The following is a 25,948-nucleotide window of genomic DNA, read 5'->3' as shown; positions in this document are numbered from 1 at the left end:
GGGGCTATCGGGACACGGATGCGTCGACGGCGTCGGACGCCGTCGCGGGCTCGGTGAGTACGAAACCCCGATAGCTGTCGGCGGCGACGTCGTCACAGATCTTGCGGTACGGACCCGCACCTCCGACATAGGGCATGAACACGCGCGGCTTTCCGGGGATGTTCGCCCCCAGATACCACGAGTTCGCCTCCGGGTACAGCGTGTACGAGGCCACCTGGTTGACGTGCTCGACCCACTTGTCCTCGTCCTCGGGCACCGCCTCGACCCGCGAATATCCCTGCTCACGCAGATGAACGAGCAGATCGGTGACCCAGTCGACGTGCTGTTCGATGGAGATGATCATGTTGACCAGCACCGACGGGCTGCCGGGGGCGGTCAGCATGAAGAGGTTCGGGAAACCCGCCGTCGCGATTCCGAGATAGGTGCGCGGCCCGGCCGCCCATTTGTCGCGCAGCAGCCTGCCGCCGCCGCCGCGGATATCGATCGCGTTGAGCGGTCCGGTCATCGCGTCGTACCCGGTGGCGAAGACGATGATGTCGACCTCGTACTCGGTGTCGCCGACGCGCAACCCGCGCGGGGTGATCTCCTCGATCGGAGTCTCCCGCACACTGACCAGATCCACATTGTCCCTGTTGTAGGTGGCGAAATAGTCGGTGTCCAGGCAGATGCGCTTCGCGCCGATCGGATAGTCGCGCGGGACGAGTTTCTCGGCAGTGTCGGGGTCGGCGACGATCTCGCGAATCCGTTCCCGGACGTAGTCCGCGGAGAATTCATTGGCCTCGGAATTACGCAGGGTGTCGTTGAACGCGCTCAGGAAGGAGGTACCGCCCCGGTTCCAGCGCTCGGTCATGACGTCGGCGCGCCGTTGGTCGTCCACCGAGAACACACTGCCGACCGCCGGAATTCCGGGTACGCCGGACGGCGCGACCCGTGCCGCGGCACGGCGCTCCCGGAAATTGGCCTTGAACTCGGCGATCTCCTCGGCCGCCAGCGGACGGTTGCGCGCGGGCAGCGAGAACGAGGGGGTCCGCTGGAAGACCGTGAGCTGGGCGGCCTGCTGCGCGATCATCGGAATCGCCTGGATTCCGGACGATCCGGTGCCGATGACCGCGACCCTCTTGTCGGTGAAATCGACGCCATCGTGCGGCCACTGCCCGGTGTGATAGGTCTGACCCGCGAAGGTGTCGAGACCGGGGAACGGCGGAACGCGTGAGGCGGACAGACAGCCGACCGCTGTGATCAGATAGGGCGCGGTGACCCGCTCGCCGCGATCGGTCGTGACCGTCCACTCGGTGGTGTCGTCATCGAAATCGGCGGATTCCACCGAGGTTTCGAACGAGATGTCCTTGCGTAGATCGAAGCGATCGGCCACATGGTTGGCGTAGGCGAGGATCTCGGGCTGCGCGGGGAAAAGTTCCGACCACTCCCATTCCTTCTCCAGGTCCTCGGAGAAGGAATACGAGTAGAACATCGACTCGACATCGCATCGGGCGCCTGGATAGCGATTCCAATACCACGTACCGCCGACGTCGGTGCCGCGCTCGAAGACCCGTACCCGCATTCCCAGATCGTCCCGGAAACGACGCAGCGCGTACATGCCCGCGAAACCGGCGCCGATCACGATAGCGTCGCACCGCTGGATGTCCGACATGCCGATGACTCCCTTCTGCTCTCGGGGGCGCGTCACCTGGATCGGCCGATCGACGTCCGAGTCTCGCGGACTGCCGATTCGCGCCCCCTCCAGCCCATGCTGGCAGGGTGCGCGTCGTGAGGCATCGGTCAACTAGCGCGCGTTGCGCGCCAAATGGCTACCGTTCCCGTGTGCGGGCACGGTCAGAACTGCCGCCAGGAATCCATGATGCGATGCAGGGTGAGCACGAACATCAGACGTGCCCGCCCGTAGGGCTGGGTGCAGCTGAATCCGAGCACTTTCTCGGCGCGCTGCACCCGATAGGTGACCGAGTTGTGATGCATGTGCACCACCCGCGCCGCCTGCCGCAGCGATTCGGTCGCCGCCACCGCGAGCAGGGTGTGCAGCATCTCGGGGCCGGCGTCTTGGTACAACTTGTCGAGCCGCTGCACGTCCTCGACCCGTGCGATCTGATCGGCGGTGAGCTGCTCGGCGAGAATGCCGTAGGGGCCGACGCGCGCCGAGTCGAGCATGACGGCCTCCTCCAGCAGATACGGCCCGCTCGAATGGTTGCTCGGCATGGCGAACCGCAGCGCGCTGCGGGCCCGGCGCCATGCCGCCGGGGCAAGGTCGATCGGTCCGGCGGGGGAGTAGGCGCAGCGAACTCCTTCGGGGATGTCCAGACCGCGCGGCGTGCGCAATTCCTTGGCGAGCACCAGGTGCACCCGGTCGTCGGTGAGGTGGTGGACCGCCGCCGATCGGGTGCGCAGTTGGCCGAGCATGGTCTCGATATCGTCGTCCGGACCCGCCAGGGCGAGCACTGTGACGGTGGCTCCGGCGAGTCCGAGCCTGCGCTGAGCGGAACGGCGATCCTGATCGGAAAGACGCGGATCCACGATCGCGCGCAGATCGTTGGTGCGGGCACGAGTGCGGTCGTCGTGCTGGGCGGACGCCCGCACCGCGATACCCAGACGCCGCAGCAGCCGCAGTCGCCGCGTCGCCGCCGCGTCGCCGTCGAAGGCGGCGGGATACGCCGATCCGGCCGGCGCCATCCACACCCTGGTGCCGTCGGGAAGCAGTCTGTCGTGGACCGCCGTATCGGCGGGTGGTGACGTCCCCTCGGCGCTGTCCACCCCGACTCGGCATCCGAACATCTCCGCGCAACGATCGAGCAGAGCGGGCAGGTCGAGACCGGACTCGATGAGCTCGTCGAGTGTGTCCAGAGCGCGGTCGAGATCAGCTGCCCGGTCGACGTCGTCCCCGGTCAACGGTGCGGATCGGTCCGTCGCGAGCACATTGCCCACACGCTACGCCCGCGCACCCGCCGCGATGGCGGAACCGGCGCTCACGGTCATGTCAGATCCGCCAGATCCAACAGCTCCGGGTATTCGTCGCCGGAACGGATCTCGCGCCCGATGGCGGCGATCAGGTCGGCGGAGGAGCCCGCGACCGCGTCCAGGGTCAGCACCCGGCGGTGCAAGCGGTTCACCGAGTATTCCCACGTGAAGCTGATCGCGCCGGTCGCCTGGGTGGCCGCCTGCACGATCGCGTGCCCGACTCGGCCTGCCATCGCCTTGACCGCGCGTGCGAGTGCGGGATCGAGTGTGCCCGCGCTCGCGAGCGCGGTCGCGTGATCGAACAGGCAGGCCAGTTGGTATCGCTCGGCCGCCGCCCAGGCGAGGATGTGCTGAACGGCCTGATAGCTGCCGATGGTCCGGCCGAACTGGCGGCGGGTGCCGGCATAGGCGACCGCGTCATCGAGCAGCCGATCGCAGACACCGAGGATCTCGGCGGCGATGCCGAGATGCGTGCGTGCCAGTAGATCCGCGCGGAAGTCGTTCACCAGCGGTTCGGTCGCGAGCACCGTGGTCGGCGCGGTGGTGGGATCGATCACCGTGAGGTAGTCGTCGGCTTCGTCGGCCGCCCGCCCGGCCGCGAGCGGATCGGCGACGACGACCACTCCGGCGCCGGGGATGTCGAGTACCGCATCGGAGCCCGGTATCGGTCCGGGAATCGCGAATCGCGTGGTGTCCACGGTGAATCCGGCCAGGACACGGCGCTGGGCGGGGAGGGCGCCCCAGGGCGGCAGCGGACCGGTCAGCGCGAATCGGCCGAGCACATCGGTGCGGGCGCCGTGATAGCCCTGGGCTTCCAGGAAAGCCAGGACCGGACGCGGATCGTCCAGATCGGCAGACGGTGTGAGCAGGTCGTCCAAGCCGAACGCCTCGACGGCCGCGTCGCCGTCGAGGCGGCCGAAAATCGACAGCGCCGCCGAGCGGAAGTCGGCGTATTCGGCCGGACGCAGTATCTCAAGCATCGCGGAGCCCCAGGACGTGGCGCGCGATGGTCATCAATTGCATCTGCTGGGATCCTCCATAGACGGTGACGATCCGTGAGAACAGGTACTCCTGCTGGAGTACCGGGTCGGTCTCGGAGTCGAGCGGAAACGCGACTCGCGCGCTGTCGATATCGCGCAGGACGTTGTACACCGTCTGTTCGGTGCGGGTGGTGAGGAGCTTGTTGAACGCCGAATCCGGTCCCAGCTCCACGTCCAGCGCTTCGCGGGCGAGCAGGTTGATCGCGGTGGCCCGGACGCCGAGCAGGTGCAGCGCGGCCTCGCCGACCTGCCGGTCGCTGCTGTCGTTCATCGCTTTCGCGGCCGCCGTCAGATTCTCGCGGAATCCGCAGTGCCGGACCCAGGACAGCGTCCCCCGCTCGTGGGCCAGCAGGTACATCGCGGCCTTCCAACCGCCCCCGACCTCGCCGATGATCCGATCCGGCGGCACCCGCACATCCTCGAAGGCCACTTCGCCGAGTTCGTCGGTGCCGTTGGCCTGGCGGATCGGGCGCGGCGTCACACCCGGCGAGCGGAGGTCGATGGCGATCATGGTCAGCCCGCGGTGGCGCTGCTCGGTGGTTCCGGTGCGCACCAGCGCAAGGCACCAGCGCGCGTACTTCGCCCAGCTCGTCCAGATCTTGGCGCCGTTGACGATCCAGTCGGTGCCGTCGAATTCCGCGCGGGTCCGCAATCCGGCGAGGTCGGAACCCGCTTCCGGTTCGGAGAAGCCCTGTGCCCACGGCTGGCTGCCGTCGAGGAAGCGTGGCAGCACGGCGCGCACGAAATCCGGGTCGGCGTAGCGCACCAGGGTCGGGGCCACGATCTCGAGGTGCTCGAAGATGGTCGGGCCGCCCCAGCCGGCGCGGAAGAGTTCGTCGTGCATCGCCGCGCGGTGCAGGATCGTGCCGCCGAGCCCACCGGCCGCTTCGGGCCAGCCGACGCGACCCCACTCCGCGTCGAACAGCATCTTCCGCAGACGCTTGGCTGTCTCGACCCGAAGGTCGTAGTCCGCGTGTGCGGGCAGCAGCGGTGCGAGCTCGGCCTCGTTGGCCGCCATCCAGCCGCGGAACCGGCCGACGAAATCACGGAGGCCCGATTCGCGTCCGTGGGCGCCGTGGCCATCGGTATCCAAGAATCCTCCACGAGTTCGCAGCGACACCTTCATTGATTTCGACGTCAGTGTAGAATTTGGGCCGGTACTTGCACAAGACGGGCGAGCGCCGACACTTCGGCGTCACCGCGGACGGTTGTTCCGGATGGCGCGATGACCTGCATCGGTGAGAAAGGGCGCTCATGGAGAGCCGGAAACCCATTGCCGAGGATCTGTTCACCTGGCCTGCCGACGACCCCGCGTTGCTCGCCGGGCGTTGCTCCGCGTGTGACACCCTCGCGTTCCCGCTGCGCGACAGCTGCCCGCGCTGCGGCGGCACCGCCATCGAGCGGACGACCCTGGAACGCGAAGGGGTGCTGTGGTCCTGGACGTCACAGGGCTTCCGGCCCAAGGCGCCGTTCTCGGGCACTCTGCTCGGCGCGGACAACGAGGTCTGGTACGTCGGGCTCGTCGAGATCGGCGGCTCGATTCGGGTCGAAAGCCTGCTGACCGGGGTCGCCGAGGCGGATCTCGCGATCGGGATGCCGCTGCGTCTCACGGTGATCCCGTTCCGCACCGACGAGACCGGGGCGGAAGTCGTCACATTCGCATTCGAACCCGCGGCCATCGCCGCGAAGACCTCGGAGGTCGTCCATGTCTGACGTCGCGATCATCGGTGTCGGTCTGCACCCGTTCGGCCGCTTCCCGGGCAAGCCCGCGCTGGAGATGGGCGCGTACGCGGCGCGCGCCGCACTGGCCGACGCCGGGGTGAGTTGGCCGCAGATCCAATTCGCGGTGGGCGGAAGTTTCGAGGTGGACCAGCCCGACGCGGTGGTCGCCCAACTGGGCGTGACCGGCATACCGTTCACCAACGTCTACAACGGCTGCGCCACGGCGGGCAGCGCGCTCTCGGTCGCCAGCCAGACCATAAAACTGGGTGAGCACCAGCTGGGTCTGGTCGTCGGACTCGACAAGCACGAGGGCGGCGCGTTCACCTCCGACCCTACCGACTACGGCTGCCCGGACTGGTACGGCGAACTCGGGCTCTTCCTGACCACGAAGTTCTTCGGCATGAAGATCAACCGCTACATGCACGATCACGCCATCACCGCCGAGACGCTGGCCGCGGTGGCGGCCAAGAACTACCGCAACGGTGTGCTCAACCCGAACGCACACCGGCGCAAGCCGTTGAGCGTGCAAGAGATCCTGGAATCGCGGATGATCAATCATCCGCTGACCCAGTACATGTTCTGTAGCCCCGACGAGGGCGCGGCGGCCGCGGTCGTCTGCGACGCCTCGATCGCGCACGAGTACACCGATACGCCGATCTTCCTGCGCAGCGTCGTGACCCGTACGCGACGTTTCGGTGCGTACGAGGTGCACACCCCGGCGACCTCCTCCGACGACATTCCGGCGCCGACCGTCGACGCGGCGCGCGCGGCGTTCGAACTCGCGGGCGTCGCGCCCGAGGATGTGAAGATCGCTCAGTTGCAGGACACCGACGCGGGCGCCGAGGTCATCCACATGGCCGAGGTCGGGCTCTGCGCCGACGGCGAACAGAACGATCTCATCGCCCGCGGTGTCACGGCGCTGAGCGGATCACTGCCGGTGAACACCGACGGCGGCCTGATCGCCAACGGCGAGCCGGTCGGCGCGTCGGGACTGCGGCAGGTGTACGAGTTGGTCACCCAGATGCGCGGCCGGGCCGGTGACCGACAGGTCGATGGCACCCCGGACGTGGGGCTGGCCCAGCTCTACGGCGCGCCAGGGGTGGCCGCCGTGTCGATCCTGAGCCGATAGCCGGACGGCGCGAAGTCAACACAGAAGGAACAACGGGAACCATGAGCGATACCGCGCAAGCCCTCGACAGCGAGGAACTCGAGCTGCTGAAGGCCACCGCCGGGAAAGTCTTCGAATCGAGCGCCGGCCTCGGCCAATTCGGAGAACTCGGCCTGATCGGGCTGTTGACCCCCGAATCGAGCGGCGGCGACGGCTGGCGGGTCGTCGAGGCGTGCGCGGTCGCGCTGGAAGGCGGCCGGGCGCTGGGCCGGGCACCGTGGGCCTTCGCGGCGGTGACGGCGGCGGCGCTCGCCGCGACCGGGCGGGAATCCGCGCGGGTGGCCGAGTTGCTGGCCGGGCGGACCGAGGTCGCGCTGTCCGGCGCGGCGGCCGGGCTCGCGGGCAAGGTGGTCGCGGTCGGCAGTGCCGAGCCCGCGACTCTGCTCGTCTCCACCGCGTCCGGTCTGGTCGTGGTGCCCGACGCCGCGACGCTCACGGTCGAGGCGGTGGCAGACGGTCTCGACACCACCCGGGATCTCGCACTCGTCACCGTCGAAGGCGCGAGCACGGTCGCGGTCGGTGCGGATCCGGCTCCAGGGCTGCGCGCCGCGCTGGTCCTGCTGCTGGGCGCCGACAGTGTCGGCGCGCTCGCGGGCAGTGTCGAATTGCTCACCGACTATCTGACCGGCCGCGACGCCTTCGGGCAGCCGCTCGCGAGTTTTCAGGTGATCGCGCACCGGCTGGCCGATCTGGCGGTTCTGGTCGAGGCAGGCCAGGCTCTGCTCGACAGCGCGGCCGCCGCGCTCGCGGCCAGGGAACCGCGCGCCGGGGCGCTCGTGGAACTGGTGCACGGGTATCTCGCTCGCCGGTGCGTCGCGGCACTCGACGACTGCATCCAGCTCGCGGGCGGCATCGGATTCACCTGGGAGTGGCGGCTGCACCACGCGATGCGCCGCGTGCTGGTCAACGCCGCGGCGCATCCGGTCAGCACCGATGTCGCCACTCTCATGGGCGGGCTCACCGCGCGGACCGATGACGACGGCGAGTCGGCCGGATTCCGTCGGCGTGTGCGCGAGGTCATCGCCCGGCACCGCCCATACGAGGCGCGCGAAGGCCATCGCGCGCCCGAATCGCCGGAACAGGAACGCGCACTGCGGGACTGGTACCGAATCCTATACGACGAGGGCCTGCTCGGGGCTTCCTTGCCGGGGGAGTGGGGCGGGCGCGCCGACTGGGAACCGAGGCAGGATCTCATCCTGACCGAGGAACTGATCAGGGCGCGCGCGCCGCGGCCCATCGACCAGGTCGGACTGGCCACCCACGTACTGCTGCACTTCGGCACCGAGGAGCAGAAACACCGGCATCTGCCCGCCATTCGCGAGGCGCGCGATATCTGGTGCCAGTTGTTCAGTGAGCCCGGCGCTGGCAGCGACCTCGCGGGCATCACCGCCCGCGCCACCCGGCGCGAGGATGGCCATTGGGTGCTCGCGGGTCAGAAGACCTGGACCACCGACGGCCATTGGGCGCAATTCGGTCTCGCGCTGCTGCGCACCTCGACGGAGCCGAAGCGCCACGGCGGCATCACCGCGTTCATCGTGCCGATGGATTCGCCCGGCCTCGAGGTCAGGCCCAAGCCGACCATCGGAGGCGCCGACGAATTCAACGACGTGTTCCTCGACGGTGTCGTGCTCGCACCGGAACAGGTCATCGGCGAGGTGGGGCGGGGCTGGTCGGTGGCCATGTCCGGCCTCGAAGTCGAACGATTCACCGTCGGCGCGAATGTGGTGCTACTGGAACTGTTGCTCGCCGATGTGCGCACAGTCGCCGAGCAGGTCGCGGTGGACGGTATCCGGCTGATCGACCGGGGGGATATCGCCACCCGGATCGTCGATTCGATCGCCCAGTTCGCGGCCGCCAAAAGCTTCCTGGACGCCCATGTCGCCCGCGCGCTGGCGGGTCGGGAGGGCGAGGCCGAAGCGCCGATAGCGAAGATCCTCTACAGCGAGACCTACAACCGCATCGCCCGCTTCGGCGTCGAACTCGCGACCGCCCATCAGCCCCTGCCCGAGGTCGCGGCCGCCGCGGCGCGCCGGTTGCAGGACGCGTGGCTGTGGTCGCGTGCCCTGACGATCTCGGGCGGCAGTTCGGAAGTGATGCGCAACATCATCGCCAAACGACGGCTGAAGCTGCCCGGCGCTCGCTGAATCCGGTCGCGCCCGCTCCGGCACGACCGCGCTCGAACCCGACCCACGCGCAGCGATTCGGCTGCGCACCACTGCAGAGGTGATCTACGATGCCCGCACTCCGACTGGCTGTCATGCTTCCGCCGAGCGCGGACGTCGACCGCACCGCGCAACTCGCGCGCACCTACGAGGAAGCCGGAGTCGACGTCATCGCGGTTCCCGAGGCGTACGGAGTCGACGCCATCAGCTGGCTCGGCTCGGCAAACCGCTCAAGATCGTGGACGCGCCGCTGCGCGAACGGATTCCGGTCTACGTGGCGGCGCTCGGGCCCGCCAACACCGAGTTGACCGCCGAACTGGCCGAGGGCTGGGCGCCGTTCCTCTACATCCCCGAACGCGCGGACGCCGTCTGGGGTGAGGCGCTGGCGCGGGGTGCTGCGAAGCGGTCGGCCGAACTCGGGGCCCTCGAGATCGTGGCGGGCGGGCCGATGGCAGTCGGCGACGACGTCACCCACAAGCGCGAACTCGACCGCCACCATCTGGCCCTCTATGTCGGCGGTATGGGCGCGCGGGACAAGAACTTCTACAACACCGTCGTCCGCAAGTACGGGTTCGAGGCGCAGGCGCGGGAGGTGCAGGACCTCTACCTGGACGGCAAGCGGGACGAAGCGGCGGCGAAACTCCCCGACGCGCTGCTCGAGGGCACCTCGTTGATCGGCGACAGAAGCTATCTGCGTGACCGGCTGGCGGCCTACCGGGAACGCGGAGTGACCGTCGTCCAGGTACAGCCGGTCGGTGACGATCCGATCCGTGACCTGCGCCTGTTCCGCGAGATTCTCGACGAGTGCTGAACGGTGGCCCGATCGCGGCAGGTCGGCGGGGCGCCGAGCAGGGCCGCTTGTGTCCTTCGTCACCGCCCCGTCAAATTTTTGATATTGACGTCAAGATTACAGTTTGCCACGATGGGGACCGACGCCGCAGGGATTCCGGGAGGTTGTATGCACAGGGGTGCCGAGGGAGTAGAAGGCTCACGCGCGGCCGCGCCGTTGAACGGTATCGTCGTGGTCTCGTTCGAACAGGCCGTGGCGGCGCCCTACTGCACCAGATTGCTGGCCGATCTCGGGGCGCGCGTGATCAAGGTCGAACGACCGCGAACCGGGGACTTCGCGCGTGACTACGACGATGTGGCCAACGGCATGGGCACGCATTTCGTCTGGGTGAACCGCAACAAGGAATCGATCGTCGTCGACTTCAAGGCTCCGGAAGCGGAGACGGTGCTGGAAGCGCTGCTGGATCACGCCGATGTCGTGGTGCAGAATCTCGCGCCCGGCGTGGCGCGCGGTCTGGGTATCGATGCCGCGACCGTCGTGGCCCTGCGGCCTTCGGTGGTCGCGGTCGACATCTCCGGGTACGGCACCGGCGGACCGCTGGACAATCGACGAGCCTACGACCTGCTGGTCCAGGCCGAGGCCGGTTCCTGCGCCGCCACCGGCACCGAAGACGCACCCGCGAAACCGGGTATCCCGATCGCCGACGTGGGCGCGGGCCTGCAAGCGGCCGTCGCGATCCTGGCCGCGCTCAACGCGCGCCACCGTTCGGGCAAGGGCGTCGCGATCGAGACGAGTTTGTTCGATTCGGTAGCCGACCTGCTCGGATTCGGTCTGCTGCACGCCGCCTACACCGGCGCCGAACGGCCCCCCAACGGGTTGAGTTCGCCTGTGGTCTCCCCCTATGGCGCCTACCCGACCCGCGACGGCCGAACGGTAGTCCTCGGAACCACCAACGACGCGGAGTGGCAACGTCTTTCGACCGTGCTGCTCGACCGTCCCGACCTGGCCGTGAATCCCGCGTACGCCACCAATCCGCTGCGCTGCGACCACCGCGCGGAATTGGACTCCGCGATCGCCGAATGGACCGAGACACTCGATCTGGACGAGATCTGCGCGCGCGCCGACGCCGCGGGCATCGGGAACGCGGAATACCACCGGGTGCTCGACGTCGTCGACCATCCCCAACTCGTCGAACGCGGACGCTGGCGCGAGGTCGACTCTCCGGTCGGCCCGGTGCGTTCGCTGCTGCCCGCGTTCATCGGAGCCGGGTGGCCGCAGCTGTTGAATCCCGTGCCCGCCCTCGGCGAACACACCGCGGCGATCCTGGCGGAATTCGGTGTGAGCGCGACATCCACGACATCGCCGGTGGACGCGTAACGCGTGCCGGCCCGGGGCAGCACTGGAGGAACCATGCCCAAACTCTGTGCGACAGAAGGACTCACCGATGTCCAACGCGACATCCTCGACGCCGTGCGCAGATTCGTCGACGAGCAGATCCTGCCGGTCGCGACCGAACTCGAACACGCCGACGAATACCCGGCCGAAATCGTCGAGCAGATGAAGAAGCTGGGCATCTTCGGACTCACCATCCCGGAGGAATTCGGCGGACTCGGTGAATCGCTGCTGACCTACGCGCTGGCCGTCGAGGAGATCTCACGCGGCTGGATGAGCGTGAGCGGCATCATCAATACCCATTTCATCGTCGCGTACCTGCTGCTCCAGCACGGCACCGAGGACCAGAAGCGGCACTACCTGCCGAAGATGGCGACCGGCGAGGTGCGCGGCGCGTTCTCGATGTCCGAACCCGCGCTCGGCTCGGACGTCAGCGCCATCACGACCACCGCGACTCCCCGCGACGACGGCTACAGCATCAGCGGCCAGAAGATGTGGGTGACCAACGGCGGTTCGGCCAATCTGGTCGCGGTTCTGGTGCGCACCCCCGAGGGCTACGACAAACCGCATCGGAATCTGACCACCTTCCTGATCGACAAGGAGTGCGGATTCGGCGAGACCGCGCCGGGCGTCACCGTGCCCGGCAAGATCGAGAAGATGGGGTACAAGGGGGTCGACACCACCGAACTCCTCTTCGACGATCACCGGGTCGGCGCGGACCGAATTCTCGGTGGTGTGCCGGGCCGGGGCTTCTATCAGATGATGGACGGCGTCGAGGTCGGCCGCGTGAATGTGGCCGCCCGCGCCGTCGGCGTCGCCACCCGCGCCTTCGAACTCGGCATCTCCTACGCCCAGCAGCGCCGGACCTTCGGCAAGAAGATCGCCGACCACCAGGCGGTGCTGTTCCGGTTGGCCGAGATGGGTACGAAAGTCGAGGCCGCACACCAGATGGTGGTGCGCGCGGCGCGGATCAAGGACGCGGGCAATCGCAACGACCTCGAGGCGGGTATGGCGAAATACCTCGCCTCCGAATACTGCCGCGACGTCGTCGAGGACTCCTTCCGTATCCACGGCGGCTATGGCTTCGCCAAGGAATTCGAGATCGAGCGGCTGTATCGCGAGGCACCGATGTTGCTGATCGGTGAGGGCACGGCCGATATCCAGCGCATGATCGTCGGCCGCAGGCTGCTTGAGGATTACGCGCTGCCGCGCTGACACACCGGAATCCGTTCGCCCACGAAGAAAGTGACGCCATCCCATGTCGGAAGTGAGTTCCGAAGACTTCGCGCCCATCCTGGCCCAGGTACGCCGGTTCGTCCGGACCCGGGTGGTGCCGCGCGAACAGGAGATCCTCGACACCGACGCGGTGCCCGAGGATATTCGCAAGCAGGTCGCCGAGATGGGGCTGTTCGGCTACGCGATTCCGCAGCGGTGGGGCGGGCTGGGACTTGACCTGACCCAGGACGTCGAACTCGCGATGGAGTTCGGCTACACGTCGCTGGCGTTGCGGTCGATGTTCGGGACCAACAACGGCATCGCCGGTCAGGTACTGGTCAATTTCGGCACCGACGAACAGAAGCAGCGCTGGCTCGAGCCGATCGCCTCCGGTGATGTGGTCGCGTCCTTCGCGTTGACCGAACCCGGAGCGGGATCGAATCCGGCGGGGCTGCACACCAAGGCGGTACGCGACGGTGACGACTGGGTGATCGACGGGCAGAAGCGGTTCATCACCAACGCGCCGTGGGCGAATCTGTTCGTCGTCTTCGCCCGCACCCGGCCCGCGGACGCCTCCGGCCCCGGCATCGCGGTGTTCCTGGTCCCCGCCGACACCGCGGGTCTCACGGTCGGCCCGAAGGACAAGAAGATGGGCCAGGAAGGTGCCTGGACCGCGGATATCACCTTCGACGCGGTGCGGGTGCCCGGCGCGGCGCTCGTCGGCGGCAGCGAGGACGTCGGCTATCGCGCGGCGATGAACTCATTGGCGCGAGGACGTGTGCACATCGCGGCGCTCGCGGTCGGATCGGCCCAACGCGCACTCGATGAATCGGTGGCCTACGCGGCCTCGGCGACCCAGGGCGGCACCCCGATCGGCGACTTCCAGTTGGTGCAGGCGATGATCGCGGACCAACAGACCGGGGTGATGGCCGGGCGCGCGCTGGTCCGCGACGCCGCCGCCCAGTACGTCAGTGGCTCGGATCGGCGCATCGCCCCCTCGGTGGCCAAGCTCTACTGCACGGAGATGGCAGGGACCGTCGCCGATCTGGCCGTGCAGATCCACGGCGGCACCGGCTATATGCGCGACGTTCCGGTCGAGCGCATCTACCGCGAAGTTCGGCTGCTGCGCCTCTACGAGGGCACCAGTGAGATTCAGCGCCTGATCATCGGCGGTGGACTTGTGCGCGCCCACCAGAAATCCAACTGACCCGTCCTGCCTCTCCGGCACATTCCGAATGGAGTTCGATGTGACCCGTCCACTTCTGACCGACCGCACCGCTGTCATCACCGGCGCCGCGCAGGGCATCGGCTACGCGATAGCCGAACTCTTCGTGGCCGAAGGCGCGCGCGTGGTGATCGGCGATCTCGACGCCGGACTGGCCGCCGTCGCCGCCGAGAAGCTCGGCGGTCCCGGAGTCGCCATCGGCGTCGGATGCGATGTCAGCAAATCCGCGGATGTGGACGGAATGCTGGCGGCAGCCGTCGACACATTCGGAACCCTGGACGTGGTGGTCAACAACGCGGGCATCACCCGCGACGCGACGATGCGCACGATGACCGAGGACCAGTTCGACCAGGTGATCGCGGTACACCTGAAAGGCACATGGAACGGAGTCCGCAAGGCCGCCGCGATCATGCGCGAGGCCAAGTCCGGCGCGATCGTGAACCTGTCCTCGATCTCGGGCAAGGTGGGTATGGCGGGGCAGACGAACTATTCCGCCGCTAAGGCGGGAATCGTGGGCATGACCAAGGCCGCGGCCAAGGAGATGGCCCATCACGGTGTCCGGGTAAACGCGATTCAGCCGGGGTTGATCCGCACGGCGATGACCGAGGCGATGCCGCAGAAGGTGTGGGAAGAGAAGGTGGCCGGGATTCCGATGCAGCGTGTCGGCGATCCGTCCGAGATCGCTTCGGTCGCGCTGTTCCTGGCCTCGGATCTGTCCTCGTATATGACCGGTACGGTGCTCGAGGTGACCGGCGGCCGATTCATGTGAACTCGGGTCGGCCTGCCCCTGGCGGTCCTGCTCCGGCGCAGCGGGGACCGGTGTGCCTCGGTGTGCGGTGATCGTCGGGTCTGTGGTTACGCTGCGGTGCGGTGTATTCGCAGCCGCGCGTCGGAGAGGAGAGGTTTCGATGGATGCCGGGCCGCGGTCGGCGAAGGGTCGCCGTACTCGTGCTCGTCTGCTCGAGGCGGGTAAGGCGGTTTTCGAGCGTGACGGGTTCCTGCAGGCCAGGATCACCGACATCGCGGCCGAGGCGGATGTGTCGCACGGGTCGTTCTATCACTATTTCGATTCCAAGGAGTCGCTGTTCCGCGAGATCGCCGAGGAGGTCGAGGTGCGTTTGGTGTCGATGGATGACATCGCGCAGGACGGCGCCGTCAAAGGTGGTGCGATCGGCCGGATCCGGGCTGCCAATCGTTCGTATCTGCTCGCCTATCGTCGTGAGGCCAGGATCATGCGGGTGATCGAGGAGGTCAGCCGTTATGACGAGGACGTGCGGCGGGTGCGTACGAAGCGTGATGACTATCTGGGTGTGCGCCTGGAATCGGCGATCGCGCGGTTGCAGGCTGATGGGCTGGCCGATTCCAGGATCGACAAGCGGTACGCGGCGATGGCTCTCGGCGGTATGGTGGCCCGCTTCGCCGAGACGATGTTCGTCGGTGGCGGCTCCTACGACCTCGACACGGCGGTGGAGCAGCTGACGCTGCTCTGGGCGAACTCCCTCGGACTGGACGCCACCGATTCGCGAACGAGGTGTTCTCTCGACTGACCGGAATTCTCGGAGATGGCCGACGCCTGTGACGGGTCGGGCCGTTGCGGTCTGCGGCCGCTGCACACGCCCCTTCGCCGGGAATTCGGCCGCCGACCGCAACCGGGCAGTCGGCGGGCACCCTCGACTCGCTCGCGCCGGAGTAGCGCCTGCGCGAGAGCCCGCTATCGAAGCGGGATGTTTTCGTAGTAGGGGATAGGGATCTCGTCGGCGCTGTCGGTGTAGCCGACCTTACCGAACGAGGCATCGACGAATTCGGCGACAGCCGTGCTCACGGTATTCCTCCTACGAAAAGAGTTGCGCCCGAGTGCTGCCGGGCACCGCTGGGCTCGACGGTTTGCGGTAGGCGATGGACAAGATGTCCTCGTCCTCGTAGGCCCCGACCAGCTGCGGGTGTCGCTCGCCGAGATGCGCGGTGACCAGGTCGAGGAGTGCTTTCTCGTCGTCGGCGACGAGTTCGAGTCCGCAGGGACACCGGATCGCCCATACACTCACGCGCATCTCCTTCCCACCTCTGGTGAAGCGTGCCGGGTGAACCGGCTACACGGCCTTTGTTCCACCCTGTGACCTCGGCCACGATTAGTCCAACAACCGGCGCGACAACCGATGGTTATCGCTCGGAACGGACATCGGAGTGCAGGCGGGTCGAAAGGGAAAGGTGGAAGCGAGCGAGTACGCGGCGCTCGACCCGCCCGCCGCGGTTCGGTGCGGTGGCGCGAAGTCGGCGGCGCCCGCCGGGAGGTATCTTGCCGGCGGGCGCGGGGACTCGAAGATTTATCTGCCGCGGCGCTCTCGGCGCGCGATCGCGGCTCGCTCGGTTTTCGCGAGCACGAGTTTCGCCTGCTCTATGGCGATGGTGAGTCCGTACTCGAAGGTCTTCTCGTTCGCGCCGAGTCCGTGGCCCTGTTTCAACAGTTTGACCAGTATGGGCAGCTTTTCCTTGTCCTCGAAACCGGGCACGCGGATATCGGATTCGCGGTCGATGTCCTGCTGACGCTCGAGCATCGCGAGTCCGCGGGTGTGCAGCGCGATGGACAGGTAGGTGTTCAGCGCGTCATCGGGACGGAAGCCGACATCGATCAGCGTCGACAGGACCGATTCGATCTGCTCCATCATCTTCTGACTGCTGGACGCGCCGTAGGCGGCGGTGCGCATGACCACCAGGTCGCACAGTACGGGATCGTCGCGCAGCAGTCGTCGCATCGCGCGCCCGTGCTCACGGAGTGTCTTGTCCCAGTGCTTCACCGTGACCGCGGGAAGTTCGCCGCTGTAGCGCTCCAGCGCGCGATCGGTCATCGCGTCGAGCAGGTCCTCTTTGCGACGGAAGTACCAGTAGATACTGGTGACTCCCACCTTCATGTGCGCGGCGAGCCCCGGCATCGTCAGACCCTCGAGTGACGATCCCGAGGCGAGCGCGAACGCGCCGTCGAGGATATCGTCGGCGTTCAGCGAGCCGCGACGACGGCGGGTGCGTGGTGGCGGGGTGAGGTCGGCATGCTCGACGGACACGGGAGATCCTTCCGGTTGCTGGCGCACGGGCCGCACTCGCGATGGTCGCCTGCCCGTCCCGATCTGGAGCTGAACAACAGTATACGATACCGTATTTGCTTCCAGTCATGCGGCAGACCGTCGTGGCGGGCGATACCGGTTGTGGAAACCGTATGCCATACCGTAGTGAATTCTACCTGTTTGCGCGGTCGTAGTCGGTGTCTTCCCCCAGTGTCTAGAACTCCACTTCTCATGGTGTGAGAATCGGACTATTGTCCAGCTGTTGGTGCAGGCGGAGTGGCCGCGTGGGCGGTCAGGGGCGGAGGTCCTCGTGCGTACTCGAATGGTCGGTGTCGTTCTGGTTCTGGCGATGTGCGCGGTGGTGCCGCCGTCCGCCGGAGCGGATACGACGGCGTACCCGGGCGGCTGGTGGGCGCCGGAGCCCGCGACCTACGCGGCAGCGGTCGATCCGGTCGAGATGGTGCCGATGGACGACGGTGTGAAGCTGCGGGTACAGATCGTCTACCCGACGGACCCGATGACCGGAGCGCGGGCGCGCGGGCCGTTCCCGGTACTGCTCACGCAGACGCCCTACTCGACCACCGTGGGCGTGACATCCAATGCGCCCGTCTGTGACGACAGTGTCATCGCGCCGCTCGAGTCACTGCCGGGCCTGCTCGGGGCGGCTCGCTCGGTCGTCGGCCCGTGTCCGGGCGACTACTTCGCCAAACGCGGCTACATCGTCGTCCAGTCCGATCAGCGCGGCACCGGTCTGTCCGAAGGCGATGAATGGGGGATGTTCGGACCGCGTGACGCCCGCGACGGCGCCGCGATCGCGCTGTGGGCCTCGAAAGCGGCGAACATTCCCGAATCCTCCGGGCAGGTCGGCCTGTTCGGCTGCTCGGCGATGGGGATCTCGCAACTGGTCACCGCCGCCGAACTCGGACGGCGTTACGGCGCGGACCAGCCGGTGAAGGCGATGGTGCCGGGGTGCATCACCGGCGGGATGTACCGCGATACGGCCTTCGACAACGGAATCCCGGCGCCGGTGTCCGCCATGTTGAGCGCGAAGGTCGTGCAGGATGCCACCCGGTGGCCTGCCACCCCCGACAGTTGGCAGCGTGCGACGCATTCGATCGGCCCCGACATCTTCCTCGGCGGCGACTCCGCCTACGAGCGGCAGTTCTGGCAGGACCGCAAGATCGCCGACCAGGCGGGTGACATCGTGAAGTCGGGGGCTCGCGCTCTGATCTACGTGGGCTGGCAGGAAGGCGGATTCATCGGTGCGCTGGATCTCTACGGACAACTGCAGAACGCGTGGGCGGGCCGTGACCAGTTCGGGCCGATGCTGCCGGGGCAACGGGCGACGGGGCGCTACCAGCTCATGATCGGCCCCGGCGCGCACGGCTGCTGTCTGAACGATCCTGGTGTGCAACTCCAGTTCTTCGACCATTGGTTGAAAGGAAAGGACACCGGGATCGACGACACCACGACCACGCCGATCCATGCCTACGAACGCGGCGGGGATCGCTACGTGAATCTGTCGAACTATCCGTTCACCGACGACTACACCTCCTACCGTCTGGGAAACGCGACGTTGGCCGCGACGCCGTCCGAGGGCGGTGTGGATCGACTCGCCTGGGGACCGCCGAGCGATGCCGGTACGTCGCGGAGCTATCTGTCGGAGCCGCTGCGCGAAGGCGCGACGATCGCCGGTCCGATATCGGTCACCGTGTATGCGGCGTCGTCCACCACGAATCTGCGTCTCGTGGCGACGATGTCGGATGTCGCCGCCGACGGAAGCGCCACCGAGATCACCCACGGTTCCCTGCTCGCGAGTCTGAGCGACCTCGACGCGTCCCGATCGTGGACGAGCGCGAACGGCGCGATCATCCGTCCGTATCCCTCGCTTCGCTCGGACGACTACAAGCCGGCGGGCGAGGTCGTCCGCTATGACGTGGCACTGCAACCGGCACTCTTTGCTGTCGCGGAGGGCCATCGGATACGACTGACGCTGGCCACGCAACCCGATCCCGCGGCGTGCGGGGCGGCCGTGGGATTGGGCGCGCCGATCGGTTGCCTGTCGACGGCGACACAGGCGGCGACTCTCGGTGGAGGCGTCTACGAGATCTGGCGTGACGACCGCTATCCGAGCGCTCTGCATCTGCCACTGCTGCCGTACCGGCGATACTCGACGGTGCCCAGCGACGCCACTCCGACGAGCTCGGGATACGCCGTTCCGCGGAACTGGGGATGATCGAGCGCGGGGACGGCGGAGGATTATCGCCGTCCCCGGCCACCGCGGATCATCCGACCGCTGTCCTTCGAGCGAAATGATGGCCGGGCGGGGTGATCCGCGGCGGCCGGGGACAGCGTCAGTCGCTCGCGGGCAGCGGCTGAGCGCTCTTGAGCCGCAACAGGACTGCGCCAACACTCAGGGATCCGCTCCCGGCCTTGGTGACCAGGACTTCGAGGCCATCGCCGTCGGTGTAGCGCTTGCCGACCGCGTTGCCGTCCGCGAATTCCCGGTCGAGCACGGCATCGGTGTCGACCGCGCCGTCGATCGGCACGACCGGCACGCCCCCGATCCGGAGGTCGAGGTCATCGGCCGAGGTACGGATGACGATCACCTCGGTCGTGCAGACCTGGCTGCGTAGGCGAGTGCCGTTCTTGATGGTCACGATGCGTCCTTCGTTCGTGTCGTCGAGGGTATGTTCCGAGGGGCGTGTGCGCGCCGGTCGAGGGCGCGGTCCACGATCTCACCCGCGTTCGGCGAGCCGCGTTCGTACCGCGGTCTCGTCGTTCGACGTTGTCCTGCGGCCATGTCCTGCCGGTTCTTCGGGAATCTTGTGCGCGTAGATACTGTAATAGGTACGGTATTGGTGGTATCCGAACCTCCGCGCGGAGGGAGTGGTACCGCGATCACCATCCGGCCGCCACCGTCTCGTACGCGCCGTGGTCGGCGGCGGCGGTGCCGAGCCTGCGCAGCAGCTCGGTGGTGACCTCCGGCGCGACCTGCACCGTGATACCCCAGAGGTAGAAGCCGTGCAGAATCCCTCGGCTGATCGCCTGCCACGCGGCGTCCCACGGCGGGGATTGGACGCCGTGTGCGGCGAGGGTGTCCAGATAGTGCCGGAGCAAGTCGCGTTCGGAGTGCCGACGGTCTTCCACAGTGAGGGTCGAGGCGATGTGGTAGCCGACGTCGAGGTACCAGTGGCCGCGCTGGACGAGTTGCCAGTCGAGCAGCGCCGGACGGCCGTCGCCGTCGAGGTAGAGGTTGCCCATATGGGCGTCGCCGTGGATGACGCAACTCGGCGCGGTCGAGGCCGCTTCCGCGCTCACGAGGGCCCGGTACGTGTCGTAGAGTCGTCGCGCGTCGCGGACTTCGATCGGGACTTCCGCACCGATCGGGCCGTCGAAATTGGCGGCGATCTCCGCCATGCCGCGCGTGGCGTGCAGGTGGGCCAGGCGCGGCGCCAGCCACGACAGCCGCTCGTATTCGGGGGCGGTCCAGGTCGCGGCGTGGAGTGTGGCGAATTCGCCGAGACTCGCGGCGGTCTGCTCCGGTGTGTACGGGCTGGTGACATCGAGAAACCTCCCGCCTCGCGCGTGCACGTCCTCGGTGATGACGACGCCGTGCTCGCTGGCCGGATCGACATCGGCGTAGACACTGCGCAGGGTCCGGACTCCGGTCGCGGCGGCCAGATCGCGGTAGAAATAGGCTTCGGGCGCGCAGGCTCGCCGTGCTCCGCGACCGAGGTCGTTGAAATAGCCCTTGACGCACAGATCTCGCGGCAGTCCCGCGGGTACGCCTCCCGCGCATTCGATTCCGAAACGCGCGTTGGTCGAGACCCGATCGACGACCGGACCGCGATGGACCGCCGTGACGTCGATGCCGGGGTAGTTCGGACGCAGTGCCGCGGTGAGCCACGTCGCGGACAGGGCTTCGTCCAGACTCTCCGGCACGATCGCGGTCATGCGCTCGGGCGAATCGGAATTCACGCCGGGTCCGTTTCGGCCTGCGTCGGGATAGAGGCGGCGATTATCCGCTCCATGACGTCCATGCACGTCTTCAGGGCGGCCGCGGGATTGAGCTCGAGCGCCGTGGTCGGCTCGTCGTAGATGAGGACGTGCCCGGCGGGGAAGAAGTACGCCTCGCCCGCTGTGGCGGTCTCGTCGGGTATGCCGGTGTTCGGATACACCGCTCGGATGCTGCCGGTGAAGATGTAGCCGTAGTGCGGGCAGGTGCAGACCCCGCCGGGCATACCGCCGACGCGGTACAGTTCGGTGCAGTCGAGCGGGGCCTCTACGGTCGTGAAGCCGACCTCCATGTCGCCCCACTGCTCGGAACGGAAGGCGGTCGACACGTTCGGCCAGCGCCCGCCGCCGCCGGCGGGCAGATCCTCGGGCTTCGCGTGGGGCATGGGTTGTCTCCGATCTCGCAACGACACGACGACTCACCCTCGCGGTCGCCCAACCGGCCCGGATGGACCGCGGGCAGAGGTCGCCGCGTTCGCGAACACGGTCGCCTTCGGGCGTTGAGCCGCCGTGGATTCAGGCTTTCCCGACAGTGGATCACCACTTCGCTGATAGCTAGAATTAGACTCTAGGTCTTGTGTCACTATTGGGCAAGGGCGTGTTCCCCGATTGCCGAGCGCGGGTCGACCTGTATCGGCGGCGGAATCGCCTGCGTCGGCCGAAATCTGAGTATTCGCACCTCGAAGGCATGATTCGGCCCCCGCATCGCGCCGCGAGCGGTCCGGACTTCGGTCGACTGCCGGTGTTCCGCGAGGCGGCGAGTCGCCCGGATCATCGACCCGACAGGTGAAACCAGGTGTTGATTTTGGGTATAGTGGCATTCTACTATTCGAACCAGTGTAATTTTGGCAACACCATTGGAGGTACTCGGTGGACAACGACGCGTTTGCCGGAATACGGGTCGTCGAACTCGCCCAGTGGGTGTTCGTCCCGGTGGCAGGCGCCCTGCTGGCCGACTGGGGTGCCGACGTCGTTCGGGTCGAACACCCCGACGGCGACCCCTATCGGGGTCTGGCGACGCAGGGGATCGGCACCGACAGCGGCGGGGTGAATCTGTCACTGGCGCTGGCCAATCGCGGCAAGCGCTCGATCGCGCTGGATCTGCGCACTGCGCGCGGACGCGAGATATTGGACCAGCTGCTGGAAACCGCGGATGTCTTCCTCACCAGCCTGCGGCCCGGCGCGCTGCGGCGGCTCGGACTCGATGCCGAGCAGCTCACCGCCCGTTTCCCTCGTCTCGTCTACGGCCGGGGGCACGGCTACGGAACGCGCGGACCGGATGCGGACCGCCCCGGCTACGACTCGTCGGCATTCTGGGCGCAAGGCGGTATGGCGCATGTCCTCACGCCGCCCGAGGCCGAATACCCCCCTTCGCCCCGCGGTGCGATGGGGGACCGCAACGGCGCGATGGCCCTGGCATTCGGGTTGTCCACCGCGCTGCTGCGACGCGAGCGCACCGGCAAGGGTTCGGTGGTCGATGTGTCCCTGCTCGCCACCGCGATGTGGACGCTGTCCTCCGATATCCTCTCCGCTCTCGCGGGGGGGAAGCCGCGCGGAGTGTCCGGGCGCGGCGGTGCGGTCAACCCGCTCGTCGGTACCTACCGGACCAAGGACGCGCGGCACATCCAACTCGTCTTCTTACAGCCGGACCGGCACTGGGCCGACTTCTGCCGTTTGATGGAGCGCCTCGATCTCATCGATGATCCGCGCTTCGCCGACATCAAGGCGCGCGCGGAGAACCGCGACGCCTGCGTGGAGATCCTCGAAGCGGAGTTCGAGCGGCGCACGTTCACGGAGTGGAAGGATCTGCTGGCTGGCTTCGATGCCCCGTGGGCACCGATACAGGCCATCGAGGAACTGATCGATGACCCGCAGGTCCTGGCCAACGGATATATCAGCGAGGTCGCCGACTCCGAAGGACCTACGTATTCGCTGCCCACCGTTCCCGTGCAGTTCGACGAAAAGCCCCCGATCGTCCGGCGGGCGCCGGAGCACAGCGAGCACACCGAGACCCTGCTGCTCGAACTGGGCTACACCTGGGATCAGATCATCGAGCTCAAGGACGCGGGAGCGATTCCGTGACCCAGCAGCGGCCGGTGCCCGCCCCCGATGCGCGATCGGCGCCGTACTGGGCGGCCAGCGCGCGCCACACCTTGGTGGCCGCGCGTTGTGCGCGATGTCTGCGTTTCGCCGTCCCACCCGACGAGGTCTGTCCGCACTGCGGTTCCACCGATCCGGCATTCACCTTCGAATCGCTGAGCGGCGACGGGTTCGTGCGGTCCTGGACGGTCATCCGGCAATCGTTCCTGCCCGGGTTCGCCGACGACATCCCCTTCGTGCTCGTCGATGTCGAATTGGCCGAACAGACGGAACTGCGGATGATCGGCAGGCTGCTCGACGGGCCGCGGGCGCGCCTGCGGATCGGTGACCCGGTGCGGGTGGCTTTCGAGGATCTCGGCTCCGACGTCGCGATCCCGGCGTTCACCCTGGCGGGTGCGGAATGAGCCGGGGAGCCGGCGTGGCCGTCGTCGGCTACAGCCACAGTGCGGTCGTCAAACACGCCGAGCGGTCGCTGGGAGCGCTCGCCATCGACGTGGCGCGCGCGGCGATCGCCGACGCCGGGCTCGCGACGAGCGCGGTCGACGGATTCGTCACTTCCGCACTGTTTCCCACCGCGGGCGCGCACCGGGTGCAGGACGGCATCAGTTCGGTCACCGCCGAGTGGATGGCCGCGCATATCGGCGCGAGTCCCCGCTATGTCTCGAGTTTCCAGGGCATCGGTCAGATACCGGGCACGATGGCGCTCGCGGTGAACGCGATCGCCAGTGGCTCCGCCGACTACGTCGTACTGCATCGTGCTCTGCACAATCCTCCCGGCCGGTATCACGGCAACCCGATGACTCGTGCGGCGGGTAACGATCAGTGGACCGCGCCACAGGGCTTCTTCGGGCCGCTGGCCATGATCTCCCTGCCCTACAACGAATACCTCCAGCGCTACGGTGCCGATCGCGAGTCCATGGCGGAGGTGGTCGTCGAGGCGCGCAAGAACGGGGCGCGTATTCCGTGGTCGTATTGGCGGGATCGTCCGCTGACGGCGGCGGAATACCTCGAGTCGCCGATGATCAACGATCCGATCTGCCGCTTCGACGCCGACATACCGGTTGACGGTGTCGCGGCGTTCGTCCTCACGTCCGCCGAACGCGCGAAGGACCTGCCGAACAAGCCCGTCTACGTCACGGGGTGCGCGATGAGCCCGCCCCCGCCGCACCGGCTTCCGCTGCACTGGCCGCTGGACGACATCATGGCCGGTGGCCGTGAAACGGCGCGCCGACTGTGGGAGCGGACGGGGCTCCGGCCCGCCGACGTCGACCTGCCGCAGGTATACGACGGCTTCTCGCCGTTCGTCTACTTCTGGCTGGAGGCCCTGGGTTTCTGTCCGACAGGGGAAGCTCACCGATTCGTCCGCGGCGGCGGTATCGACAGTGACAAGCCCGGCGGGCTGCCTGTGCTGTCGGGCGGCGGAGCGTTGGGGAACGGCCGTATGCACGGCATTCCCCAGTTGCTCGAATGCTATCTCCAGTTGGCGGGCCGTGCCGGTGACCGTCAGCGTCCCGAGGCGACCGTCGGCGTCGCCTGCCATTCCTCGCCGCATTTCGGCGGCGCGGTGGCCTTGAGTTCTGAGAACGCCGCTCGGCGGCAGGAGGGAGACGAGTCGTGGTAGCGATCATCGCCGAACAACGCTCTTACGTAGCAGGTAGTTGGGTGGAGGGTGACGAAGTCTTCGGCGTGGACAATCCCGCCGACGAGTCACATGTCGCCGATATCTTCGTCACGCCGACCAGCGAGGTCGAGCGAGCGGTGCTGGAGGCACGGCGCAGCTTCGACGAGGGCGTGTGGGCCGACCGGGCTCCCCGGGAGCGCGCGGCGGTTCTGCACACCTTCCTCGATCACCTAGAGGCGTCGCGGGCCGAGTTGAGCGCCACGATCGTCGCCGAGGCCGGGCAGCCGCGCTTCTTCGCGGAGTTCGCGCAGATCGTCTCCAGCGTGGCGATGGCCCGCGCGACCATCGATCTGTACCTGTCGATGCCGGTCGAGGAAATGAATCCGGTGCCCGTCGACGAATTGGTGCGCAACCGGGTCGCGTTGAGCATCCGCCGTTACGAGCCGGTGGGTGTGGTCGCGGCGATCACGCCGTACAACGCGGCCATCATCATGGCGTTGCAGAAGATCATCCCCGCGCTGATGGCGGGGAATTCCGTGATCCTGCGCCCCAGCCCGCTCACCCCGATCTCGTCGCTGGTGCTCGGCGCCGCGGCGGACGTGGCGGGGCTGCCGCCCGGAGTGCTCAGCGTGGTCGTCGAACACGGGTCGGCGGGGGCCGAACTGCTCACCACCCACCCCGCCGTCGATATGGTCTCCTTCACCGGTTCGACGGTCGTCGGCAAGATGATCCTGGCGCAGGCCGCGTCCACGGTGAAGGTCGTCGCTCTCGAACTGGGCGGTAAATCGGCGCAGATCTACCTGCCCGACGCCGTCACGAAAGTCGCGGCCGGAGCGGTCGGCGTGATCGCAGCGACGGCCGGGCAGGCCTGTATCGCGGCGACACGGATGCTGGTGCCCGCAGAGCACAAGGACCAAGTGCTCGAGGCGGTGGCACAGGCGTATTCGGCGGTCGTCGTCGGCGCACCCACCGACCCCGCCGCGACGATGGGCCCGGTGATCAGTGCCGCCCAGCGCGAACGCTGCGAGCGCTTCGTCGCGCTCGCCGAGCAGCACGGCGGTAAGGTCGTGCACGGCGGTCGTCGCCCCGAGAACCAGGAACACGGGTACTACTTCGAACCGACCGTCCTCGACCTGCCCGACAACGCCAATCCCGCGGCGCAGGAGGAGATCTTCGGCCCCGTCATCTCGGTGCTCGGATACCGCGACCTCGATGACGCCGTGCGGATCGCCAACGACAGTCCCTACGGTCTGTCCGCCCAGGTCTACGGCCAGGACGTCGCGGCGGCGACCGCGATCGCGCGTCGGCTGCGGACCGGCGCGGTGAATGTGAACGCCAGCGTGTTCAGCGCCTACGCGCCCAGCGGGGGCTACAAGCAGAGCGGCCTCGGCCGCGAGCGCGGCCCGGATGGCATCCGAGCGTTCCAGGAAGTCAAACATCTCGCCATCGGCGAGTTGAAGTAAGCCCATTCCG

Annotated in this window: 24 protein-coding genes; 15 read left to right on the top strand and 9 right to left on the bottom strand. The window is 67.6% G+C overall.

Annotation, left to right across the window (positions count from 1 at the left end; translation table 11 throughout):
- Positions 1-4: 4 nt before the first annotated feature.
- The 4 genes from OG225_RS17875 to OG225_RS17860 form a co-directional block, all read right to left on the bottom strand.
- Positions 5-1,651, bottom strand: a complete 1,647-nt coding sequence (locus OG225_RS17875) for a flavin-containing monooxygenase (protein ID WP_405182699.1) — start codon at positions 1,649-1,651, stop codon at positions 5-7.
- Positions 1,652-1,833: 182 nt separating this feature from the next.
- A complete protein-coding gene (locus OG225_RS17870) occupies positions 1,834-2,925 on the bottom strand; it encodes a helix-turn-helix domain-containing protein (protein ID WP_405182698.1) in 1,092 nt (363 codons plus the stop codon).
- A 56-nt stretch (positions 2,926-2,981) separates the two neighbouring features.
- Positions 2,982-3,947, bottom strand: a complete 966-nt coding sequence (locus OG225_RS17865; protein ID WP_405182697.1) for an acyl-CoA dehydrogenase family protein — start codon at positions 3,945-3,947, stop codon at positions 2,982-2,984.
- The gene (locus tag OG225_RS17860; protein ID WP_405182696.1) at positions 3,940-5,100 is read right to left on the bottom strand and encodes an acyl-CoA dehydrogenase family protein; all 1,161 of its coding nucleotides are present in this window, start codon (positions 5,098-5,100) and stop codon (positions 3,940-3,942) included. The genes OG225_RS17865 and OG225_RS17860 overlap by 8 nt, the downstream gene beginning before the upstream one ends.
- Before the next feature lie 161 nt (positions 5,101-5,261).
- Between OG225_RS17860 and OG225_RS17855 the strand changes: the two genes are divergently transcribed.
- The 10 genes from OG225_RS17855 to OG225_RS17810 all read left to right on the top strand — a co-directional run bounded on the left by OG225_RS17855 (position 5,262) and on the right by OG225_RS17810 (position 15,228).
- Positions 5,262-5,720, top strand: coding sequence for a Zn-ribbon domain-containing OB-fold protein (locus OG225_RS17855; protein ID WP_405182695.1), 459 nt, complete (start codon positions 5,262-5,264; stop codon positions 5,718-5,720).
- The gene (locus OG225_RS17850; RefSeq protein WP_405182694.1) at positions 5,713-6,858 is read left to right on the top strand and encodes a thiolase family protein; all 1,146 of its coding nucleotides are present in this window, start codon (positions 5,713-5,715) and stop codon (positions 6,856-6,858) included. Before OG225_RS17855 ends, OG225_RS17850 begins: the two co-directional genes overlap by 8 nt.
- A 41-nt stretch (positions 6,859-6,899) precedes the next feature.
- The gene (locus OG225_RS17845) at positions 6,900-9,041 is read left to right on the top strand and encodes an acyl-CoA dehydrogenase family protein (RefSeq protein WP_405182693.1); all 2,142 of its coding nucleotides are present in this window, start codon (positions 6,900-6,902) and stop codon (positions 9,039-9,041) included.
- 89 nt (positions 9,042-9,130) lie between these two features.
- The gene (locus OG225_RS17840; protein ID WP_405182692.1) at positions 9,131-9,367 is read left to right on the top strand and encodes a hypothetical protein; all 237 of its coding nucleotides are present in this window, start codon (positions 9,131-9,133) and stop codon (positions 9,365-9,367) included.
- The gene (locus OG225_RS17835) at positions 9,298-9,870 is read left to right on the top strand and encodes an LLM class flavin-dependent oxidoreductase (protein ID WP_405182691.1); all 573 of its coding nucleotides are present in this window, start codon (positions 9,298-9,300) and stop codon (positions 9,868-9,870) included. The genes OG225_RS17840 and OG225_RS17835 overlap by 70 nt, the downstream gene beginning before the upstream one ends.
- 147 nt (positions 9,871-10,017) lie before the next feature.
- A complete protein-coding gene (locus OG225_RS17830) occupies positions 10,018-11,226 on the top strand; it encodes a CaiB/BaiF CoA transferase family protein (protein WP_405182690.1) in 1,209 nt (402 codons plus the stop codon).
- 33 nt (positions 11,227-11,259) lie between these two features.
- Complete coding sequence (locus OG225_RS17825) at positions 11,260-12,456, top strand: acyl-CoA dehydrogenase family protein (RefSeq protein WP_405182689.1); 1,197 nt, start codon at positions 11,260-11,262, stop codon at positions 12,454-12,456.
- Between the two features lie 43 nt (positions 12,457-12,499).
- Positions 12,500-13,663 carry an acyl-CoA dehydrogenase family protein gene (locus OG225_RS17820; protein WP_405182688.1) on the top strand — a complete coding sequence of 388 codons (1,164 nt, stop codon included), beginning with the start codon at positions 12,500-12,502 and terminating at the stop codon, positions 13,661-13,663.
- A 40-nt stretch (positions 13,664-13,703) separates the two neighbouring features.
- Positions 13,704-14,450 carry a 3-oxoacyl-ACP reductase FabG gene (gene fabG / locus OG225_RS17815; protein ID WP_405182687.1) on the top strand — a complete coding sequence of 249 codons (747 nt, stop codon included), beginning with the start codon at positions 13,704-13,706 and terminating at the stop codon, positions 14,448-14,450.
- 139 nt (positions 14,451-14,589) lie between these two features.
- Positions 14,590-15,228 carry a TetR/AcrR family transcriptional regulator gene (locus OG225_RS17810; RefSeq protein WP_405182686.1) on the top strand — a complete coding sequence of 213 codons (639 nt, stop codon included), beginning with the start codon at positions 14,590-14,592 and terminating at the stop codon, positions 15,226-15,228.
- 285 nt (positions 15,229-15,513) lie between these two features.
- Here the strand turns inward: OG225_RS17810 and OG225_RS17805 are convergent, their stop codons facing one another.
- On the bottom strand, positions 15,514-15,723 hold the full coding sequence (locus tag OG225_RS17805; RefSeq protein WP_405182685.1) for a hypothetical protein: 210 nt from the start codon (positions 15,721-15,723) through the stop codon (positions 15,514-15,516).
- Between the two features lie 279 nt (positions 15,724-16,002).
- Positions 16,003-16,737 carry a TetR/AcrR family transcriptional regulator gene (locus OG225_RS17800; protein ID WP_405182684.1) on the bottom strand — a complete coding sequence of 245 codons (735 nt, stop codon included), beginning with the start codon at positions 16,735-16,737 and terminating at the stop codon, positions 16,003-16,005.
- Positions 16,738-17,047: 310 nt separating this feature from the next.
- Here OG225_RS17800 and OG225_RS17795 point away from each other — a divergent pair, with 310 nt between their 5' ends.
- Positions 17,048-18,973 carry a CocE/NonD family hydrolase gene (locus OG225_RS17795; RefSeq protein ID WP_405182683.1) on the top strand — a complete coding sequence of 642 codons (1,926 nt, stop codon included), beginning with the start codon at positions 17,048-17,050 and terminating at the stop codon, positions 18,971-18,973.
- Between the two features lie 118 nt (positions 18,974-19,091).
- Here OG225_RS17795 and OG225_RS17790 read toward each other — a convergent pair whose 3' ends face one another.
- The 3 genes from OG225_RS17790 to OG225_RS17780 form a co-directional block, all read right to left on the bottom strand.
- Positions 19,092-19,397, bottom strand: a complete 306-nt coding sequence (locus OG225_RS17790; protein ID WP_405182682.1) for a hypothetical protein — start codon at positions 19,395-19,397, stop codon at positions 19,092-19,094.
- 241 nt (positions 19,398-19,638) lie between these two features.
- Positions 19,639-20,718, bottom strand: a complete 1,080-nt coding sequence (locus tag OG225_RS17785; protein ID WP_405182681.1) for a phosphotransferase family protein — start codon at positions 20,716-20,718, stop codon at positions 19,639-19,641.
- Positions 20,715-21,047 (bottom strand): hypothetical protein, encoded by a 333-nt coding sequence (locus tag OG225_RS17780; protein ID WP_405183291.1) that lies wholly within the window; start codon positions 21,045-21,047, stop codon positions 20,715-20,717. Before OG225_RS17780 ends, OG225_RS17785 begins: the two co-directional genes overlap by 4 nt.
- 577 nt (positions 21,048-21,624) lie before the next feature.
- Here OG225_RS17780 and OG225_RS17775 point away from each other — a divergent pair.
- From OG225_RS17775 to OG225_RS17760, 4 genes are read left to right on the top strand one after another with little or no spacing between them, the layout of a single operon-like run.
- Positions 21,625-22,836, top strand: a complete 1,212-nt coding sequence (locus tag OG225_RS17775) for a CaiB/BaiF CoA transferase family protein (RefSeq protein WP_405182680.1) — start codon at positions 21,625-21,627, stop codon at positions 22,834-22,836.
- Positions 22,833-23,258, top strand: a complete 426-nt coding sequence (locus OG225_RS17770) for a Zn-ribbon domain-containing OB-fold protein (protein WP_405182679.1) — start codon at positions 22,833-22,835, stop codon at positions 23,256-23,258. The genes OG225_RS17775 and OG225_RS17770 overlap by 4 nt, the downstream gene beginning before the upstream one ends.
- Positions 23,255-24,475, top strand: coding sequence for a thiolase family protein (locus tag OG225_RS17765; RefSeq protein ID WP_405182678.1), 1,221 nt, complete (start codon positions 23,255-23,257; stop codon positions 24,473-24,475). The genes OG225_RS17770 and OG225_RS17765 overlap by 4 nt, the downstream gene beginning before the upstream one ends.
- Positions 24,469-25,938, top strand: a complete 1,470-nt coding sequence (locus tag OG225_RS17760) for an aldehyde dehydrogenase family protein (RefSeq protein WP_405182677.1) — start codon at positions 24,469-24,471, stop codon at positions 25,936-25,938. Before OG225_RS17765 ends, OG225_RS17760 begins: the two co-directional genes overlap by 7 nt.
- Positions 25,939-25,948: the final 10 nt, after the last annotated feature.

This window comes from Nocardia sp. NBC_01377 (genome assembly GCF_045040005.1).
Lineage (GTDB): Bacteria > Actinomycetota > Actinomycetes > Mycobacteriales > Mycobacteriaceae > Nocardia > Nocardia noduli.
Note: the sequence above shows the minus strand (reverse complement) of the source record. Positions and strands in the feature narration are given on the sequence as shown.